The 20,313-nt window shown below is 73.8% G+C and carries 3 protein-coding genes; all 3 read left to right on the top strand.

Features of this window, described 5'->3' with window-relative positions:
• Positions 1-4 precede the first annotated feature (4 nt).
• Genes JOF41_RS15480 through JOF41_RS15490 form a run of 3 tightly spaced genes read left to right on the top strand, consistent with a single transcriptional unit; the run spans position 5 to position 20,153 of the window.
• Positions 5-18,751: a non-ribosomal peptide synthase/polyketide synthase gene (locus JOF41_RS15480; protein ID WP_209619790.1), complete on the top strand. Its 18,747-nt coding sequence runs from the start codon at positions 5-7 to the stop codon at positions 18,749-18,751.
• The gene (locus tag JOF41_RS15485; protein WP_209619792.1) at positions 18,748-19,965 is read left to right on the top strand and encodes an MFS transporter; all 1,218 of its coding nucleotides are present in this window, start codon (positions 18,748-18,750) and stop codon (positions 19,963-19,965) included. The genes JOF41_RS15480 and JOF41_RS15485 overlap by 4 nt, the downstream gene beginning before the upstream one ends.
• On the top strand, positions 19,962-20,153 hold the full coding sequence (locus JOF41_RS15490) for an MbtH family protein (RefSeq protein WP_189227424.1): 192 nt from the start codon (positions 19,962-19,964) through the stop codon (positions 20,151-20,153). The genes JOF41_RS15485 and JOF41_RS15490 overlap by 4 nt, the downstream gene beginning before the upstream one ends.
• Positions 20,154-20,313 lie beyond the last annotated feature (160 nt).

A 20,313-nucleotide genomic window follows, 5' to 3' on the forward strand; every position in this document is an offset into this window, starting at 1 on the left:
CACGATGACGTCCTCCAAGCAAAGCCGCATCTCCGCCCTCCCCGCGCACCTGCGGGAACGCCTGCGCGACCGCCTGGCGGGCAAGGTCGGGCACGCCGACGTCATCCCGCCCGCGCCGCGCCACGAGCCGCTGCCGCTGTCGCTGGGCCAGCAGCGGTTGTGGTTCCTCAACCAGCTCAGCCCCGAGGACACCGAGTACAACAGCGCGCTGGCGCTGCGGTTGCGGGGTGGGCTGGACGTGCCGCTGCTGACCGGGGCGCTGCGCGGGCTGGTGGAGCGCCACGAGTCGTTGCGCACCTCGTTCGTCGACACCGACGGCAAGCCGGTGCAGGTGGTGCACGCCGACGCCCACCTGCCGGTCCCGGTGGTGGACTGCGCGCCCGAGGCGCTGGAGGAGCTGCTGCGCGCCGAGGTGGCGCAGCCGTTCGACCTGGGGCGCGGCCCGCTGTTCCGGGCGCTGCTGGTGCGCTTGGCCCAGGACGACCACGTGCTGCTGCTGACCTCGCACCACATCGTGGTGGACGGCTGGTCGCTGGGGGTGCTGGCCGACGAGCTGGGCGCGCTGTACCGGGGCGAGGTGCTGGCCCCGCCCGCGCTGCAGTACGCGGACTTCGCGGTGTGGCAGCGGCAGCGACCGCTGGAGCGGCAGCTGGACCACTGGCGCGACCGGCTGCGGGGCACCGCGCCGCTGGAGCTGCCCACCGACCGGCCCCGGCCCGCCGAGCGCACCTCGGCGGGCGCGGCGCACGAGTTCACCGTGCCCGCCGGGGTGGTGGACCGGCTGCGCGAGCTGGCCCGAGCGCACGACGCGACGTTGTTCACCGCGCTGCTGGCGGCCTGCCAGGTGCTGCTGGCCCGCTACGCCGGTCAGGACGACATCGCGATCGGCACCGTGACCGCCGGGCGCAACCGGCCGGAGCTGGCCGGGCTGGTGGGTTTCTTCGTCAACACGGTGGTGCTGCGGTCCTCGGTGGACACCGCGCGCCCGTTCACCGAGCTGCTGGCCGCCGCCAAGGACACCGCGCTGGACGCGTTCGCCCACGACGAGGTGCCGTTCGACCGCGTGGTGGAGGCGGTCGGCGTCGAGCGCGATCCCAGCCGCACGCCGCTGTTCGACGTGATGGTGGTGCTGCAGAACGCGGGGCGCGCGCTGCCCGTGCTGCCGGGCCTGGCGGTCAGCGAGCACCCGATGACCCGTCAGGCCGCCAACTTCGACCTGAGCATCGACTTCACCGAGGGCGACGCCGGGCTGCACTGCCTGGTGGAGTACAGCACCGACCTGTTCGACGCGGCCACCGTGCGACGGCTGGGCGAGCACCTGGTCGTGCTGCTGGAGGGCGTGACGGCCGAGCCGGACCGGCCGGTGGGGGCGCTGCCGCTGCTGACCCCGCCGGAGCGCCACCGACTCCTGCGGGACTGGAACGACACCGCGCTGGACGTGCCCGAGACCACGTTCACCGCGCTGTTCGAGGCGCAGGTGCGCCGGACGCCGGAGGCCACCGCGCTGGTGTGCGGCACCGACCGGTTGACCTTCGCCGAGGTGGACGCGCGGGCCAACCGCCTGGCGCACTGGCTGATCGGACGGGGTGTGCGGCCCGAGCAGGTGGTCGCCCTGTCGCTGCCGCGCGGGGTCGACGCGGTGGTGGCCGTCTTCGGCGTGCTGAAGGCGGGCGCGGTCTACCTGCCGGTCGATCCCGGACTGCCCGAGCTGCGCAGGCGGCACCTGATCGACGATTCCGGTGCGGTGCTCGTGCTGGACGGTGCGGTGGACACCGCTTCCTGCCCGGACACCAGTCCCGGCTTACCTTTGCGGCCGGACAACGCCGCCTACGTCATCTACACCTCGGGCTCCACGGGCAAGCCCAAGGGCGTCGTGGTCGAGCACAGACACCTGGTCAACCTCCTGCACAACCACCGCGAGGACTTCGCCACCGAACACCTGCGCGTCGCGCTGTCCGCGGTGTTCTCCTTCGACACCTCCTGGGAAGGTCTGCTGCTCATGGCCGACGGCCACGAGCTGCACGTGCTGACCGACGACGTCCGCTTGGAGCCCACCGCGCTGGTGGACTACGTGCGGCGCAACCGGATCGACTTCCTGGACCTGACCCCGTCCTACGTCCAGCAGCTCATCCCCGCCGGACTGCTCGACGGCGAGCACGCGCCGAGGTTGCTGATGCTGGGCGGTGAAGCCCTCGGCGGCGCGCTGTGGCGCGAGCTGGCCGCCTCCCGCACGCGGGCCCACAACTTCTACGGCCCCACCGAGACCACCGTGGACGCGGTGTCGTGCGAGGTCACCGGGGACCGCCCGGTCATCGGCCGTCCGCTGAGCAACCTGAGCGCCTACGTGCTCGACGAAGAGCTCCAGCCGGTGCCCGTGGGCGTCGCGGGCGAGCTGCACATCGCCGGGGCGCAGGTGTCCCGCGGCTACCTGAACCGGCCAGGGCTGACCGCGTCCCGGTTCCTGCCCGACCCGTTCGGCGAACCCGGTTCCCGCATGTACCGCACCGGCGACCGGGTCCGCTGGCTGCCCGACGGCACCCTGGAATACCTCGGCCGCAACGACGACCAGGTCAAGATCCGCGGCTTCCGCATCGAACCCGGCGAGGTCGAGGCCGCGCTGCTGAGCCACCCGGACGTCACCGAGGCCACCGTCGTCGCCCGTGACGACGACGGCCACGCCCGGCTCGTCGGCTACGTGGTGACCACGTCCCCGGTCGCGCACGCCGCGTTGCGCGAGCACCTCAAGCGCACGCTGCCCGAGTACCAGGTGCCGTCGGCGTTCGTGGAGCTGGACCGCATCCCGTTGACCCCCAACGGGAAGGTCGACCGCAGAGCGCTGCCCGCCCCGCAGGTCAAGGGCGAGGGCGACTTCGTCGCGCCGAGCACGCCGGTCGAGGTGGCGCTGGCGCGCGTCTGGGCCGACGTGCTGGGCGTGGAGCGGGTCGGCGCGCACGACAACTTCTTCGCGCTGGGCGGCGACTCCATCCTGTCCATCCAGCTGGTCTCCCGCGCCCGCCAGGCGGGGTTCCGGCTCAGCTCGCGCGACGTGTTCCGGCACCAGACCGTGGCCGAGCTGGCGCTGGTGGCCGGGGTCGCCGAGCAGGCCCCGGCGGAGGTGCGGCTGTTCAGCGGTCCCGCGCCGCTGACCCCGATCCAGCGCTGGTTCTTCGCCGAGCACGGGCCGCTGCGCCACTTCACCATGTCGCTGCTGGTCGAGCTGGACCCGGAGGTGGACCACGCGCGACTGCGCGCCGCCGTGCGGTCGGTGGTCGGGCACCACGACGCGCTCCGGCTGCGGTTCCGCGAGGTCGACGGGCGGTGGGTCCAGGAGGTCGCGGACACCGAGACCGCCGAGGTCTTCCGCGTCGAATCCGACGCGGACGTCGAAGCGGGCGCCCGCGCCGCGCGCCGCGACCTGGACCTGGCCGGGGGGCCGCTGCTGCGCGCGGTGCTGTTCACCGGCACGCCGCCCCGACTGCTGCTGACCGTGCACCACCTGGCGGTGGACGGCGTGTCGTGGCGCATCCTGCTCGGCGACCTGGAGGCCGCCTACCGCGGGGAACCGCTGGAGCCGGTGGGCACGCCGTTCACCGAGTGGGCGCACCGGCTGGCCGAGCACGTCGCGTCCGGCGCGCTGGACGACGCGCTGCCGCACTGGCGCTCGCTGCCCGAGCCGGAGCGGCTGCCGGTGGACCACGACGGCGTGGGCGCGGAGGGCTCGACGCGGCTGCTGTCGGTGCGGTTGGACCGCCGGACCACCGACGCGCTGCTGCACGAGGTTCCCCCGGTGTACCGGACGCAGGTCAACGACGTGCTGCTGAGCGCGTTGGGCCGGGCGCTGGCCGAGTGGACCGGCCGGGACTCGGTGAGCGTGGCGCTGGAGGGCCACGGCCGCGAGGAGCTGTTCGACGGCGTGGACCTGTCGCGCACCGTCGGCTGGTTCACCACGCAGTTCCCGGTGGTGCTGCCGGTGGCCGAGGACTGGGGGCGGACCCTCAAGGCGGTCAAGGAGGCCCTGCGCGCGGTGCCGCACAAGGGCTTGAGCTTCGAAGCCCTGGACGTGGGCGGGCGGCTGCCCGAGATCTCCTTCAACTACCACGGCCAGTGGGACGTGGGCGGCACCTCGGAGGGCCTGTACCGGGCGCGCCGCGACTCGGCGGGCGAGGACGTCGCGCCGGACCGGCCGCGCGGCCACCTGCTGGACGTGACCGGTCTGGTCGAGGGCGGCGAACTGGAGCTGACCTGGCGGTACTCGCCGGAGGTGCACGACGAGGCGACCGTGCGGCGGCTGGCCGAGCGGGTGGCGGAGGCGTTGCGCGAAATCGTGGCGCACTGCGCGCTGCCCGGCGCCTTCGGCCGCACGCCGTCGGACTTCCCGCTGGCCCGGCTGACCCAGCAGCAGGTCGACCGGCTGGCCACCCCCGAGGTCGAGGACATCTACCGCCTCACGCCGCTGCAGGCGGGCATGGTCTTCCACAGCCTGGTCGAGCCGGGCGCGTACGTGGACCGGATGCGGCTGGTGCTGGAGGGCGTCGCCGACCCGGACGCGCTGGCCGAGGCGTGGCGGCGGGTGGTGGACCGCACGCCCGTGCTGCGCACCAGCGTGGTGTGGCAGGACGTGGCCGAACCGGTGCAGGTGGTGCACCGCCGCGTGGACCTGCCGGTCACCCGCGCCGACGAGGTGTCGGGCGAGTTCGACCTGGCCGTCGCGCCGCTGTTGCGGGTGGGCATCACGCCGCTGCCGGACGACCGGGTGGAGCTGGTCTGGTCCTCGCACCACGTGCTCATGGACGGCTGGAGCGCGGGCCAGGTGTTCGCCGAGGTGCTGGAGCACTACCGCGCGATCACCGGCGGCGTCCCCGCCAGGCTGCCCGCGCGCAGACCGTTCCGCGACTACCTGCGCTGGCTGGCCGAGCAGGACCGGGCCGAGGCCGAGGCGCACTGGCGCGCCGTGCTGTCCGATGTGGACGGCCCGACGCCGCTGCCCTTCGACCGCCCGCCCACCGAGGCGCACCGCGCCGAGGGCACCGCGTCGGTGCGTCTGGCGCTGGACGCCGACGAGCTGGGCGGGGCCGTGCGGCGGGCCGGGCTGACGGTCAACACCGCGGTGCAGGGCGCCTGGGCGCTGCTGCTGGCCAGGGTGTCGGGCGAGCGGGACGTGGTGTTCGGCAGCACGGTCTCCGGTCGCCCGGCGGAACTGCCGGGGGTCGAGTCCGTGGTCGGCATGCTGATCAACACCGTGCCCACCAGGGTGTCGGTGGACGCGCAGGCCGAGGTGGCGGTGTGGCTGCGGGAGCTGCAGGCGGCGCAGAGCGAGTCGCGGCGGTTCGAGCACACCTCGCTGGCGGAGATCCAGTCCTGGGCGGGCACCCGGCTGTTCGACAGCGTGGTGGTGTTCGAGAACTACCCGTTCGACCAGGGCGGCGACGCGCCGAGGGTGGTCGAGGTGGAGGCGGTGGACAACACCACGCTGCCCCTGACGCTGACCGCCTCGGTGACCGACCGGCTGAACCTGGACCTGGCCTACGACCCCGAGCTGTTCGACGAGGCCACCGCGCGGCGCCTGGCCACCTGGCTGCGCGAGCTGGTCGTGGGCATCGCCCGGCGACCGCACGCGCGGGTGGCGCAGCTGCCGTGGCTGTCCGAGGACGAGCGGCGGCGCGTGCTGGTGGAGTGGAACAGCACCGCGACCGCGTTCCCCCCGGCGCTGTTCCCGGAGGTCTTCGCCGAGCAGGCGCGCCGGACGCCGGAGGCCACCGCGCTGGTGTTCCGCGACACCCGGCTGACCTACGCCGAGCTGGACGCGCGGGTCAACCGCCTGGCGCACCACCTGATCGCCCTCGGCATCGGCGCGGAGCGCACCGTGGCGCTGCGGATGCCGCGCTCGGCCGATCTGGTGGTCGCGCTGCTCGCGGTGCTCAAGGCCGGTGGGGTCTACCTGCCGGTCGACCCGGAGCTGCCCGCCGACCGGATCGCGTTCCTGCTCGCGGACGCCGCTCCCGCGCTGGTGCTGGAGTCCTTGCCGGACACCGCCGACCAGCCCGACACCGCGCCGGAGGTGGCGCTGCGGCCCGACCAGGCGGCCTACGTGATCTACACCTCCGGGTCGACCGGCAAGCCCAAGGGCGTCGTGGTCGAGCACGCGCAGCTGGCGAACCTGTTCCACGCCAACCGCGCCGACCTGATGTCCGAACGCCTGCGCTTCGCGGTCACCGCCACGTTCTCGTTCGACACCTCGTGGGAGGGGCTGCTGTTCCTGGCGGCGGGCAACGAGCTGCACGTCATCGACGACGAGCTGCGGCTGGACCCGACCGCGCTGGTGGCCTACGTGGTCGAGCACGGCATCGACGTGCTCGACCTCACCCCGTCCTACGCCCGCCAGCTCGTGCGGGCGGGTCTGCTGGAGTCCGGGGTGCGCAAGCTGATGCTCGGCGGCGAGGCGGTCGACGCCGCGCTGTGGCGGGAGATCGCCGCGTCTCAGGTCACCGGCTACAACTACTACGGGCCGACCGAGGTCGCGGTCGACTCGGTGGCGTGCGAGATCACCGGCGACCGCCCGGTCATCGGCCGCCCGCTGCACAACCTGGCCGCGTACGTGCTGGACGCCGACCTGCGACCGGTGCCGCCGGGGGTGCCCGGCGAGCTGTTCCTCGCGGGCGCCCAGGTGGCGCGCGGCTACCTGGACCGGCCGGGCCTGACCGCCTCCCGGTTCCTGCCCAACCCCTTCGGCGAGCCCGGTTCCCGCATGTACCGCACCGGCGACCGGGTCCGCTGGCTGCCCGACGGCACCCTGGAATACCTCGGCCGCAACGACGACCAGGTCAAGATCCGCGGCTTCCGCATCGAACCCGGCGAGGTCGAAGCGGCGCTGCTGGCCGTGCCGGGCGTGCGCGAGGCCGCCGTGGTCGTGCGCGACGACCGGCTGGTGGGCTACGTCGTCGGCGCACCGGAGACCGACCCGCGCGCGGAGCTGAGCCGCGCGCTGCCGCACTACCTCGTGCCCGCCGCGGTGGTGACCCTCGACGCGCTCCCGCTGTCCCCCAGCGGCAAGCTGGACCGGCGTGCGCTGCCCGAACCGGAGTTCACCGGCGACGCCGCGCACGTCGAGCCGCGCACCGAGGCCGAGCGCACCATCGCGGGCATCTGGGCGGAGGTGCTCGGCGTGCGGCGCGTCGGCGCGCACGACGACTTCTTCGGCCTGGGCGGCGACTCGATCCTCAGCATCCGGCTGACCTCCCGGCTCCGCACGGCGTTCGGCGTGCAGCTCTCGCCGCGCGCGGTGTTCCAGCACCCCACGGTGTCCGGACTCGCGACCGCGATCTCCGGTCTGGTGGGGGTGGACGCCATTCCGGTGATCCCGCGCGGTGGCGTCCACCCCCAGTCCCCCGCCCAGCGGCGGCTGTGGTTCCTGGACCAGTTCGAGCCGGGCAGCACGGAGTACGTCACGCCGACCGCGCTGCGGCTGCGCGGCGAGCTGGACCTGGCCGCGCTGCGCCGGGCCCTGGACGGGCTGGTGGCGCGGCACGAGTCGCTGCGCACGACGTTCGACGACGACGTGCAGGTCGTGCACGAGCCCTTCGCGGTCGACCTGCACGTCGAGGAGGGCTCCTGGGAGCAGGTGCTGCGCGAGGAGGTGACCACGCCGTTCGACCTGCGCCGCGGCCCCCTGCTGCGCACGCGGCTGGTGCGGGTCGCCGACGACGACCACGTGCTGGTGCTGACCCTGCACCACATCGTCACCGACGGCTGGTCGACCGGTGTGCTGGCACGCGACCTCGGCGCGCTGTACGCGGGGCGGGAGCTGCCGCCGCTCGCCGTGCAGTACGTGGACTACACCGCCTGGCGGCAGGACCCGCCGGTCGACTACTGGGCCGAGCGGCTGGCCGGGGTGGCGCCGCTGGAGCTGCCCACCGACCGCCCGCGCCCGGCGGTGCGCGGCACGGCGGGCGCGATGCACGAGTTCACCGTGCCCTCCGACCTCGCCGCCGCGCTGAAGGAGCTGGCCAGGCGGCGCGGGGACACCCTGTTCACCGCCCTGGTCGCGGCCTGCCAGGTGCTGCTGGCCCGCTACACCGGCCAGGACGACATCGCGGTGGGCACCGCGGTGTCCGGGCGCGGCCGGGCCGAGCTGGACGACGTGGTGGGTCTGTTCGTCAACACCGTCGTGCTGCGCTCCTCGGTGGACCTGGACCGGTCCTTCGACGAGTACCTGGCCGAGGTCCGGCAGACCGTGCGGGAGGGCTTCGCGCACCAGGACGTGCCGTTCGAGCGGGTGGTGGACGCGGTGCGCCCGGACCGCGACCCCAGCCGCAACGCCCTGTTCGACGTGATGGTGCTGCTGCAGAACACCGGCAGCGAGGTGCCCGAGCTGCCCGGCCTGCGGGTGTCCGAGGTGCCGCTGCCGCTGACCACCTCGACCTGCGACCTGACCTTCGAGTTCGGCGAGTCCGACGGGCGGCTGCGCGGCGCGGTCGAGTACAGCACCGACCTGTTCGACGCGGCCACCGTCGAGCGGATGACCCGCCACCTGCTGGCGCTGCTGGCCGGTGTGACCGCCGCGCCGCGGCGGCCGATGGCCGAGCACTGCCTGCTGCTGGGCGACGAGCCCGACAACCGGGGCGTCGCGCTGGAGGTGCCCGCCACGACCTACCCGGCGCTGTTCGAGGCGCAGGTCCGCCGGACACCGGACGCCACCGCGCTGGTGTGCGGCGACACCCGCTACACCTACGCCGAGCTGAACGCGCGGGCCAACCGGCTGGCGCACTGGCTGATCGGTCGCGGCGCGGGCCCGGAGCGCGCCGTGGCGGTGCTGCTGCCGCGCTCGGCGGACGTGGTCACCGCGATCCTGGGCGTGCACAAGGCGGGCGCGGTGTACCTGCCGGTGGACCGCGACCTGCCGCGCGAGCGGGTCGGCTTCCTGCTCAGCGACGCCGACCCGGCGATGGTGCTGGTGTCGTGGCCGGACCTGGACGGGCAGCCCGACACCGATCCGCAGGTGCCGCTGCGGCCGGACAACGCCGCCTACGTCATCTACACCTCCGGCTCGACCGGCAAGCCCAAGGGCGTCGTGGTCGAGCACAGACACCTGGTCAACCTCCTGCACAACCACCGCGAAGACTTCGCCACCGAACACCTGCGCGTCGCCCTGTCCGCGGTGTTCTCCTTCGACACCTCCTGGGAAGGGCCGCTGCTCATGGCCGACGGCCACGAGCTGCACGTGCTCACCAACGAGGTGCGATTGGAGCCGTCGGCGCTGGTGCGGTACGTGCGCGAGCACCGGATCGACTTCCTGGACCTCACCCCGTCCTACGTCCAGCAGCTCATCCCCGCCGGACTGCTCGACGGCGAGCACGCGCCGAGGTTGCTGATGCTGGGCGGCGAAGCCCTGCCGCCACCGCTGTGGCGCGAGCTGGCCGCCTCCCGCACGCGGGCCCACAACTTCTACGGCCCCACCGAGACCACCGTGGACGCGGTCTCGTGCGAGGTCACCGGGGACCACCCGGTCATCGGCCGCCCGCTGGCCAACCTCGTCGCGCACGTGCTGGACGAGCACCTGCGCCCGGTGCCCACCGGGGTGCCCGGTGAGCTGTACCTGGCAGGCCCGCAGGTCGCCAGGGGCTACCACGCCCGGCCCGGTCTGACCGCGTCCCGGTTCGTCGCCGACCCCTTCGGCGAACCCGGTTCCCGCATGTACCGCACCGGCGACCGGGTCCGCTGGCTGCCCGACGGCACCCTGGAATACCTCGGCCGCAACGACGACCAGGTCAAGATCCGCGGCTTCCGCATCGAGCTGGGCGAAGTCGAGGCCGCGCTGCTGGCCCACCCCGACGTGGCGCAGGCGGCCGTGGCGGCGCGGGAGGTCAACGGCCACCAGCGCCTGGTGGCCTACACCGTCGGCGCGGCGGCAGATCTGGCGGCGTGGCTGAAGGAGCGGCTGCCGGACTACCTGGTGCCCTCGGTGTTCGTGGCGCTGGACGCGCTGCCGGTCTCGCCCAGCGGCAAGGTCGACCGCCGGGCGCTGCCCGCACCGACCGTCCAGGGCGGCGACAGCGGCTACGTCGCACCCGCACCGGGCATCGCGACCGAACTCGCGGCGATCTGGGCCGAGGTGCTGGGCGTGGAGAAGGTCGGCGCGCACGACAACTTCTTCGCCCTGGGCGGCGACTCCATCCTGTCCATGCAGGTGGTCTCCCGCGCCCGGCAGGCCGGGATGCGGCTGACCTCCAAGGACGTGTTCCTCCGGCAGACCGTCGCCGACCTGGCGCTCGCGGTCACCGCCGAGGACGGGCCGCGAGCCGACGAGGCCGTGGCCGGACCGGCGCCGCTGACCCCGGTCCAGCGCTGGTTCTTCGCCGAGCACGGGCCGCTGGCGCACTTCACCATGTCGGTGCTGGTGGAGCTGGGCGAGGTGGACGTGCCCGCCCTGCGCGACGCGGTGCGCGCGGTGGTGGCCCACCACGACGCGCTGCGCACCCGGTTCAGCTTCCGCGACGGCCAGTGGTGGCAGCAGGTCGCCGAGGTCGAGGACGGCGAGGTCTTCCGCGTCGCCACCACCTCCGACGTGGCCGCCGAGGCGGACCGCGCCAGGGCGGGCCTGGACCTGCGGCACGGACCGCTGCTGCGCGCGGTGCTGCTCCCCGGCGGCAGGCTGTTCCTGACCGCGCACCACCTCGTGGTGGACGCGGTGTCGTGGCGGATCATCCTGGCCGACCTGGACACCGCCTACCGCGGCGGCGAGCTCGGCCCGAAGAGCACGCCGTTCAGCGGCTGGGCGCGGCGGTTGAACACCCACGTCGCCGCCGGGGGATTCGACGACGCGCTACCGCACTGGGCCGCCGTCCCGACCGAGGAGCCGGTGCCCACCACCGCGGGCACCGCGCGCAGCGTGTCGGTGCGGTTGGGGCGCGAGGAGACCGACGCGCTGCTGCACGCCGTGCCTCGCGCATACCGGACACAGGTCAACGACGTGCTGCTGACCGCGCTGGCGGCGGCGTTCGAGGGCAGGGCGCTGGTGGCGCTGGAGGGCCACGGCCGCGAGGAGCTGTTCGACGGCGTGGACCTGTCCCGCACCGTGGGCTGGTTCACCAGCCAGTTCCCGGTGGCGCTGGAGCTGCCACCCGGCGACTGGGGCACGGCGCTGAAGTCGGTCAAGGAGCAGCTGCGGGCCGTGCCGCACCGCGGCCTGAGCTACGAGGCGCTGCGCTACGCCGACCGCGGCCTGACCGGCGCGCTGCCCAGGGTGTGCTTCAACTACCTCGGCCAGTGGGAGTCCGGCGGGATCGGCGCCGGGGACACCGGCAGGGAGGTGCCCGACGACCTGACCCGCCCGCACCTGCTCGACATCACCGCCGCCGTGGAGGGCGGCGAGCTGCTGGTCGACTGGGAGTACTCGACGCGGGTCCACGACGAGGCGGCCGTGCGGGCGCTGGCCGACCGGATGCTCGACGCGCTGCGCGGGATCGCGACGCACTGCGCCTCCCCCGAGGCGTTCGGCCGCACGCCGTCGGACTTCCCGCTGGCCCGGCTGACCCAGCAGCAGGTGGACCGGATCGCGGACCCGGACGTGGAGGACGTCTACCCGCTGACCCCGTTGCAGGCGGGCATGTTGTTCCACAGCCTCGTCGACCGGGACAGCACCGCCTACCTCAACCAGGTGCGCGTGCGACTGTCCAAGGTGGACTCCCCGGAGCGGTTGGCTGCGGCGTGGCAGAAGGTCGTGGACCGCACGCCCGTGCTGCGCAGCGGCATCGTGTGGGAGGGCGTGGACCAGCCGGTGCAGGTGGTCCGGCGCGGCGTGGTCGTGCCGGTGGAGTTCACCGACATCACCCCCGAGCTGGTGGCGCGCGACGCCGCGGCGGGGGTGGACCTCACCGCGCCGCCGTTGATGCGACTGGCGATCGGGCGGGTCTCGGACGACGAGGTGGACCTGCTGTGGACCTCGCACCACGTGCTGCTGGACGGCTGGAGCACCGCGCAGGTGTTCGGCGAGGTGCTGGCGGAGTACGGCGGCGGTGCGGAAGTCGTGGCCCGGCGGCCGTTCCGCGACTACCTTGGCTGGTTGGCCGAGCAGGACCAGGACGAGGCCGAAGCGCACTGGCGCGGTGTGCTCGACGGTTTCACCACGCCGACGCCGCTGCCGTTCGACCGCCCGCCGGTCGAGGCGCACCGCGCCGAGTCCAGCGCCCAGGTGCTGCTGGACCTGCCGGTGGCCGACCTGGACCGGGTGGCGCGGGCGGGCGGCCTGACCGTCAACACGCTCGTGCAGGGCGCGTGGGCGCTGCTGCTGGCCAGGACGGCGGGCGAGCGGGACGTGGTGTTCGGCACCACCGTCTCGGGCAGGCCCGCCGAGCTGCCCGGCGTGGAGTCGATGGTGGGCATGTTCATCAACACCGTGCCGACCAGGGTGTCGGTGGACGGCGACGAGCCCGCGCTGCGGTGGCTCAAGCGGCTGCAGGAGGCGCAGACCGACTCGCGCCGGTTCGACTTCGTCTCGCTGGCGCAGCTGCGGTCGTGGACCGGCTCCCGGTTGTTCGACAGCCTGCTGGCGTTCGAGAACTACCCCGTGGAGGCGGCCGACCCGCACGGCCCGCAGGTGCACGTGCTGGACGGCCTGGACACCACCACGTTCCCGCTCACCGTGCGCGCGCACGTGGACGACGCGCTGCACGTCGAGCTGACCTACGACCCGCAGCTGTTCGAGGCGGCGACCGTCGAGCGGTTGGCGGGCAGACTGCGACTGCTGCTGACGGGTCTGGGCGAGAATCCCGACCGGACGCTGGCGGAGCTCCCGTGGGTGTCGGAGGAGGAGCGGCAGCAGGTTCTGGTGGAGTGGAACGGTGATGTGGTCGACGCGCCCACCGGCACCATCCCCGAGCTGTTCGCCGCCCAGGTCGCCCGCACCCCCGACGCGGTGGCGGTCACCTGTGAAGGCCGCCATCTGACCTACGCGGAGCTGAACGAGCGGGCCAACCGGTTGGCGCACCACCTGATCGGCCTGGGCGCGGGTCCGGAACGCCTGGTGGCGTTGAAGTTCCCCCGCTCGCTCGACCTGGTCGTCGCAGTGCTGGGCGTGCTCAAGTCCGGCGCGGCCTACCTGCCCATCGACCCCGACTACCCCACCGACCGCGTGGAGGGCATGGTCGACGACGCCCGACCGGTCGTGACGCTGGACCGGATTCCCGACCTCTCAGCACACCCCGCGCAGAACCCGGAGGTGGCGCTGCGGCCGGAGCATCCCGCCTACGTCATCTACACCTCCGGCTCCACCGGCAAGCCCAAGGGCGTGATCATCCCGCACGGCAACGTCGGCAGGCTGTTCTCCGCCACCCGACACTGGTTCGACTTCGGCCCCCAGGACGTGTGGACCCTGTTCCACAGCTACGCCTTCGACTTCTCCGTCTGGGAACTATGGGGCCCCCTACTGCACGGCGGCCGACTCGTCATCGTCCCCCACACCGTCTCCCGCTCCCCACGCGAGTTCGCCCAACTACTGCGGGACGAGAAGGTCACCGTCCTCAACCAGACCCCCTCCGCCTTCTACCAACTCACCGCCGAACAACCCCAAGACCTGCACCTGCGCTACGTCATCTTCGGCGGCGAAGCACTCGACATCCGCAAACTCCACAACTGGAACCACCCCGCCGCACTGATCAACATGTACGGCATCACCGAAACCACCGTCCACGTCACCCACGCCCACCTCCACCACGACAACACCATCGGCACCCCCATCCCCGACCTGCGCGTCTACCTCCTCGACGACGACCTGCACCCCGTACCCCCCGGCGTCATCGGCGAAATCTACGTCGCAGGCCCCGGCCTGGCCCGCGGCTACCTCAACCGCCCCGGCCTGACCGCCTCCCGCTTCATCGCCAACCCCCACGGCCAACCCGGCGAACGCATGTACCGCTCCGGCGACCTCGCCCACTGGCACAACGGCCAACTCCACTACCACGGCCGCGCCGACCACCAAGTCAAAATCCGCGGCTTCCGCATCGAACCCGGCGAAATCGAAGCCGTGCTCAAGGCCCACGCCGAGGTGCGGCAGGTGGCGGTCGTCGTCCGCGAGGACGAGCCGGAGGTCAAGCGGCTCGTCGCCTACGTCGTGGGCTCGGCGACCTCAGCGCAGCTGCGGGAGCACGCGAGCCGGTCGCTGCCCGACTACATGGTGCCCACCGCCTTCGTCGCACTCGACGCCCTACCGCTGAACAACAACGGCAAGCTCGACCGCGCCGCCCTCCCCGCGCCCGAGCGCGACGCCTCCGACGAGTACGTGGAGCCGCGCACCCCCGCCGAAGAGGTGGTGGCGCGGGTGTGGGCGGACGTGCTGGGCCTGGACCGCGTCGGCGCGCGGGACAACTTCTTCACCCTGGGCGGCGACTCCATCCTGAGCATCCGCGTGGTGTCGCGGCTGCGCGAGGAGTTCGGCGGCGACCTGTCGCCCCGTGCGCTGTTCGACCACCCGACGGTGGGCGCGCTGGCCACCGCCCTGTCGGGAACCGGTCCCGCCGAGGTCATCCCGAGGGTCGACGGCGACGGCCCGTTCGAGCTGTCGTTCGCCCAGCAGCGCCTGTGGTTCCTGGACCAGTTCTCCCCCGGTGGCACCGAGTACGCGACGCCGCTGGCGGTGCGGCTGCGCGGCGAGCTGGACGTGCCGAGGCTGGAGCGGGCGCTGACCGCGCTGGTGGCGCGGCACGAGTCGCTGCGCACGGTGTTCCCGGCGGTGGACGGGCTGCCGGTGCAGGTGGTCCGCCCGCCGCACGAGGTGCGGTTGCCGGTGCTGGACTCGCTGCCCCCGGTGGAGCCGTTCGACCTGACCGAGGGCCCGCTGTTCCGCCCGGCGCTGGTGCGGGTCGCCCCGGACGAGCACGTGCTCGCGCTGACGATGCACCACATCATCACCGACGGCTGGTCCGGCGGGGTGCTCATCGGCGACCTGGCCGAGCTCTACGCCGGGAACGCGCTGCCCGAGCCGCCCGTCCGGTACGTCGACTTCGCGGCGTGGCAGCGCGGGCAGCCGCTGGAGCGGCAGCTGGCGTACTGGCGCGAGCAGCTGGCCGACGTGCCCGCGCTGGAGCTGCCGACCGACCGCCCGCGACCGCCGGTGCAGACCTCGGCGGGCGCGCAGGTGGAGTTCGCGGTGCCCGCCGAGATCGCCGACGCGCTGCGCGAGCTGGCCCGCGGTCGGGACGGCACGCTGTTCACCGCGCTGGTCGCGGCCTGCCAGGTGCTGTTCCACCGCTGGTCGGGCCAGGAGGACTTCGCGCTGGGCACGGTGGCCTCCGGGCGCGAGCGGCCCGAGGTGCAGGGCCTGGTCGGGTTCTTCGTCAACACGCTCGCCCTGCGCGCGAGGATCGACCCGCAGGCCCGCTTCCCGGAGTTGCTGGACCGGGTGCGCGCGACGGTGCTGGACGCCTTCGCCCACCAGGACGTGCCGTTCGAGCGCGTGGTGGACGCGGTGCAGCCGGATCGCGACACCAGCCGCACGCCGCTGTTCCAGGCGGTGGTGGCGCTGCAGAACGCGCCGCAGGCGGCCGGGTTCGCCGGGCTGGACGCCGAGGACGTGGCCCAGCCGGTGGTCTCCACGGCCTTCGACGTCACCGTGGAGTTCACCGAGGAGCCCGACGGCGGCCTGGCCGGGTCGATCGAGTACAACACCGACCTGTTCGACTCCTCGACCGTCGTGCGCCTGGCCGAGCACCTGTCGGTGCTGCTGCGCGGCATCGCCACCGACGCCGACCGTCCACTGTGGATGTTGCCGGTGCTGCCGGAGTCCGAGTCGGCGCTGCTGGCGTCGTGGAACGACACCGGTCGGGGGCTGCCCGCCACGCCGTTGGCCGAGCTGGTGCGGGCCCAGGTGGCCCGCACGCCCGACGCGCCCGCCCTGGTGGGTCAGCAGGAGCTCTCCTACGCGGAGCTGAACGCGCGGGCCAACCGGCTGGCGCACTGGCTGCTGGCGCGGGGCGCGGGGCCGGAGCGGATCGTGGCGCTGCGGCTGCCCCGCTCGGTGGAGCTGCTGGTGGCGGAGCTGGCCGTGCTCAAGGCGGGTGCCGCGTTCCTGCCGGTGGACCCGTCCTACCCGGCCGAGCGGATCGCGTTCATGCTCGACGACGCCAAGCCGCTGCTGGTGCTGGACGGCCCGGTGGACACCGCGTCCTGCCCGGACACCGACCCCGAGGTCGTGGTCGGGGCCGACCACCCGGCCTACGTCATCTACACCTCCGGCTCCACCGGCAGGCCCAAGGGCGTCGTGGTCACCCACCGGGGCATCGCCACCTTCGCCGCGGCCGAGGTGGCGCACCTGGACGTGCGGCCGGGCGACCGGGTGCTGGAGTTCTCCTCGCCCAGCTTCGACGCCTCGGTGCTGGAGCTGTGCATGGCGCTGCCCGCCGGCGCGGCTCTGGTCGTGCCGCCACCGGGCCCGCTGCTGGGCGACCAGCTCGCCGACGTGCTGGAGGAGTACCGGGTCACGCACGCGCTGATCCCCCCGGTGGCGCTGGCGACGCTGCCCGACGTGGCGCTGCCGCACTTCCGCTCGCTGGTGGTGGGCGGCGACGCCTGCTCGGCGGACCTGGTGGAGCGCTGGGCGCCGGGCCGCAGGATGGTCAACGCCTACGGGCCGACCGAGTCCACCGTGGTCGCCACGTGGAGCGGCGCGCTGGAACCGGGCGGCATCCCGCCGATCGGCCGCCCCATCCCCGGCACCAGGGCGCACGTGCTGGACGCCGAGCTGCAACCGGTGCCGGTGGGGGTGCCCGGCGAGCTGTACGTCTCCGGGGTCGGCCTGGCCCGCGGCTACCTCGACCGCCCCGGCCTGACCGCCTCCCGGTTCGTGGCCAACCCCTTCGGGGAGCCGGGCGAGCGCATGTACCGCACGGGCGACGTGGTGCGCTGGACCAAGGGTGGCGAGCTGGAGTTCGTCGGCCGGGCGGACGAGCAGGTCAAGATCCGCGGCTTCCGCATCGAGCTGGGCGAGGTCGAGACGGCGCTGCTGCGCCACCCGGACGTCCGCGAGGCGGTGGCGGTGGCCCGCGCCGACGCGAGGGGGCACAAGCGGCTGGTGGCCTACGTGGTGGGCGAGACGGCCAAGCTGCGGGAGTTCCTGGGCGAGACGCTGCCGGACTACCTGGTGCCGTCGGTGTTCGTGGCGCTGGACGCGCTGCCGATGAGCCCCAACGGCAAGGTGGACCGCAAGGCGCTGCCCGAGCCCGACTTCACCGCCGCGCTGACCGCGAGCCACGTCCCGCCGCGCGACCCGGTGGAAGCGGCGCTGGCCGCGGTGTGGGCCGACGTGCTGGGCCTGCCGGAGGTGGGCGTGGCGGACAGCTTCTTCGCGCTGGGCGGCGACTCCATCCTGTCCATGCAGGTGGTGGCGCGGGCCAGGCAGGCGGGCTACCGGTTCAGCACCAAGGACCTGTTCGCGCACCAGAGCATCGCCGAGCTGGCCCCGCACGTGCGGGTGGAGGCCGAGCGGACCGACGCGGACGCGCCGGTGGTCGGGCCGGTGCCGCTGACCCCCATCCAGCGCTGGTTCTTCGGCTCCCAGCGCCGCAGCCCGCACCACTTCAACCAGTCGCACCTGGTCGAGCTCGACCCGGCGGTGGACGTCGAGGCGCTGCGGCGGGCGTTGGCCGCGCTGACGGCCCACCACGACGCGCTGCGGATGCGGTTCGAGCGGGTGGACGGGCAGTGGCGGCAGCACAACGCCGACGTGGAGCCGGTCGAGGTGCTGGAGGTGCGCCGGGTGGCCGACGAGGCGGAGATGGAGGCGGTCGCGGACGAGGTCCACGCGAGCTTCGACCTGGCCACGGGGCCGCTGCTGCGGGCGGTGCTGTTCGAGCTGCCCGACCGGGGGCCGCTGCTGCTGCTGGTGGGCCACCACCTGGTGGTGGACGGCGTGTCCTGGCGCATCCTGCTCGACGACCTGGAGACCGCCTACCGGGGCGGTTCCCTGGGCGCGAAGACCACGTCGTTCCAGGAGTGGGCGCGCAGGCTGGAGGAGCACGTGAGCTCCGGCGGCCTGGACGAGGAGATCGGGCACTGGACCCGCGCCCTGGACGCCGCCGAGGTCCCCGGCGCGGCCACCCCGTCCGGGCCGACCGGTTCCGTCGCCGTGCAGCTGTCCGCCGAGGACACCGACGCGCTGCTGCGGGGCGCCCCGGCCGCGTACCGCACGCGGATCAACGACGTGCTGCTGGCCGCGCTGGCCTGGGCGCTGTCCCGCTGGACCGGCGGCGACCGGGTGGCGGTGGACCTGGAGGGGCACGGCCGCGAGGACGTGTTCGACGGGGTGGACCTGTCGCGCACCGTCGGCTGGTTCACCACGGTCTACCCGGTGGCGCTGGAGGTGCCGGAGGGCGGTTGGCGCGACCTGGTCAAGGCGGTGCGCAGGCAGCTGCGGGCGGTGCCCGGCAACGGCTTCGGCTACAGCGCGCTGCGCGAGCACGGCCGCCTGGGCGAGGTCGGCCCCTCCCCCGCCGTCTCGTTCAACTACCTGGGCCAGTTCGACTCCGGCGGCTCCGGGGGCGAGGGCCTCTACCGCGCGGTGCACCCCTCGATCGGCCAGGACCACGACCCGGCCGACGCGGGCCACCACCTGATCGACGTGGTGGGCGAAGCGGGCGGCGGACGGCTCGGGTTCCTCTGGTACTTCCACCCCGAGGTGCACGAGGAGGCCGTGATCCGGCGGGTCGCCGACGACTTCGCCGACGCGCTGCGCGCCATCGCCGAGGACTGCCGGGGCGCGCTGTGACCACTCCCCTGGCGCGCAACCGGAACTACACCCTGCTGTGGAGCGGCCAGGCGCTGGCCGAGGTCGGGTTCAGCGCCACCATGATCGCGTTCCCGCTGCTGGTGCTGGCGGTCACCGGTTCGCCGGTGGCCGCGGGCCTGGTGCTCTCCGCCGACGCCACCGCGCAGCTGCTGGCCGGGCTGCCCGCGGGGGCGCTGGTGGACCGCTGGGACCGCAGGAAGATCATGCTGGCCTGCGAGGCGGCGCAGGTGCTGGCCCTGGGCGGGCTGGTGGTGGCGATCTGGCTGGACACCGCCACCGTCGCGCACATGGTGGCGGTGGCGGCGGTGCTGGGGGTGTGCCGGGCGCTGTTCGAGCCCGCCGAGGACGCCTGCCTGCCCAAGCTGGTGCCCGACGAGCAGCTGGCCACGGCGGTGGCGATGAACTCGGCGCGCTCGTCGCTGGGCCAGATGGCGGGCACCGCGCTGGGCGGCGCGCTGTTCGCGGTCACCCGCTGGCTGCCGTTCCTGGTCGACCTGCTCACCCACTGCGCGGCGTTCCTGGCCCTGCTGTTCCTGCGGGTGCCGCCCTCGCCGCGCGGCCCGAGCGCCGAGCGCCACTTCCTCCGGGAGATCGGCGAGGGGCTGCGCTGGGTGTGGCGGCACCGGGAGGTCCGCGCCACGGCCGCGTGCGCGGTCGTGCTGAACCTGTTCTTCACGGCGTTCTACGTCGTGGTGATCGTGCTGGCCGAGCAGCGCGGCGTGGCCAAGGCCGAGATCGGCGTCATGGCCGCGATGCTGGGCGTGGGCGGTGTGCTGGGCGCGCTGGCCGCGCCCCGGCTGCACCGGGTGCTCGGCCCGCACAAGTCCATCGCGGCGGTGTTCTGGGCGGTCACCCTGCTCACCCCGCTGGCGGCCCCGGTCCACGACGGCTACCTGCTGGGCGCCCTGTTCGCGGGGATGGCGTTCCTGGCCCCCACCGCGAACACCACCATCAGCACCCACCAGCTCCTGCTCACCCCCGACCAGCTGCGCGGCAGGCTCAGCGGCGTGCTGGCCGTGGTGGTCGGCACGGCCGGGGCCGCGGGCCCGCTGGTCGGGGGCGCGCTCACCCAACTCCTGCCCGCGCACCAGGCGGTCCTGGTGTGCGCCGCGGGCATCGCACTCGTCACGGCGTTCGTCACGGTCAGCCCGACCTTGCGCCGGTACGCGGAGAGGAAGGAAGAGACGGCATGAGGGACGACATCACCTACCAGGTGCTGGTCAACGACGAGGGGCAGTACTCGCTGTGGCCCGCGCACCACGAGGTCCCGGCGGGCTGGCGGGCGGACGGCACGACCGGCACCCGCGAGGAGTGCGCCGCGCACGTGGACGAGGTGTGGACCGACATGCGCCCGCGCTCGCTGCGCGAGGCCATGTCCTGAGCCGGTGGGCGGCGGGCCGGTCGGCGGTCCGCCGCCCGCTCACCCCGACGAAGAAGCCCCCTCCGTCGGGGGCGGAGGGGGCCACGCGCCCAGTGTATCGATCAAGCCGGTGGTGCGGCTGAGCTGAACGGGTCATCCGAGGTGGAGCCGCAGGACGCAC

Source organism: Saccharothrix coeruleofusca (assembly GCF_017876325.1).
Classification (GTDB): Bacteria; Actinomycetota; Actinomycetes; order Mycobacteriales; family Pseudonocardiaceae; genus Actinosynnema; species Actinosynnema coeruleofuscum.

Excerpts from the sequence above, each read along its gene's own strand:
- JOF41_RS15490 (WP_189227424.1), top strand. The coding sequence starts at position 19,962 with ATGAGGGACGACATCACCTACCAGGTGCTGGTCAACGACGAGGGGCAG.
- JOF41_RS15480 (WP_209619790.1), top strand. The coding sequence starts at position 5 with ATGACGTCCTCCAAGCAAAGCCGCATCTCCGCCCTCCCCGCGCACCTG.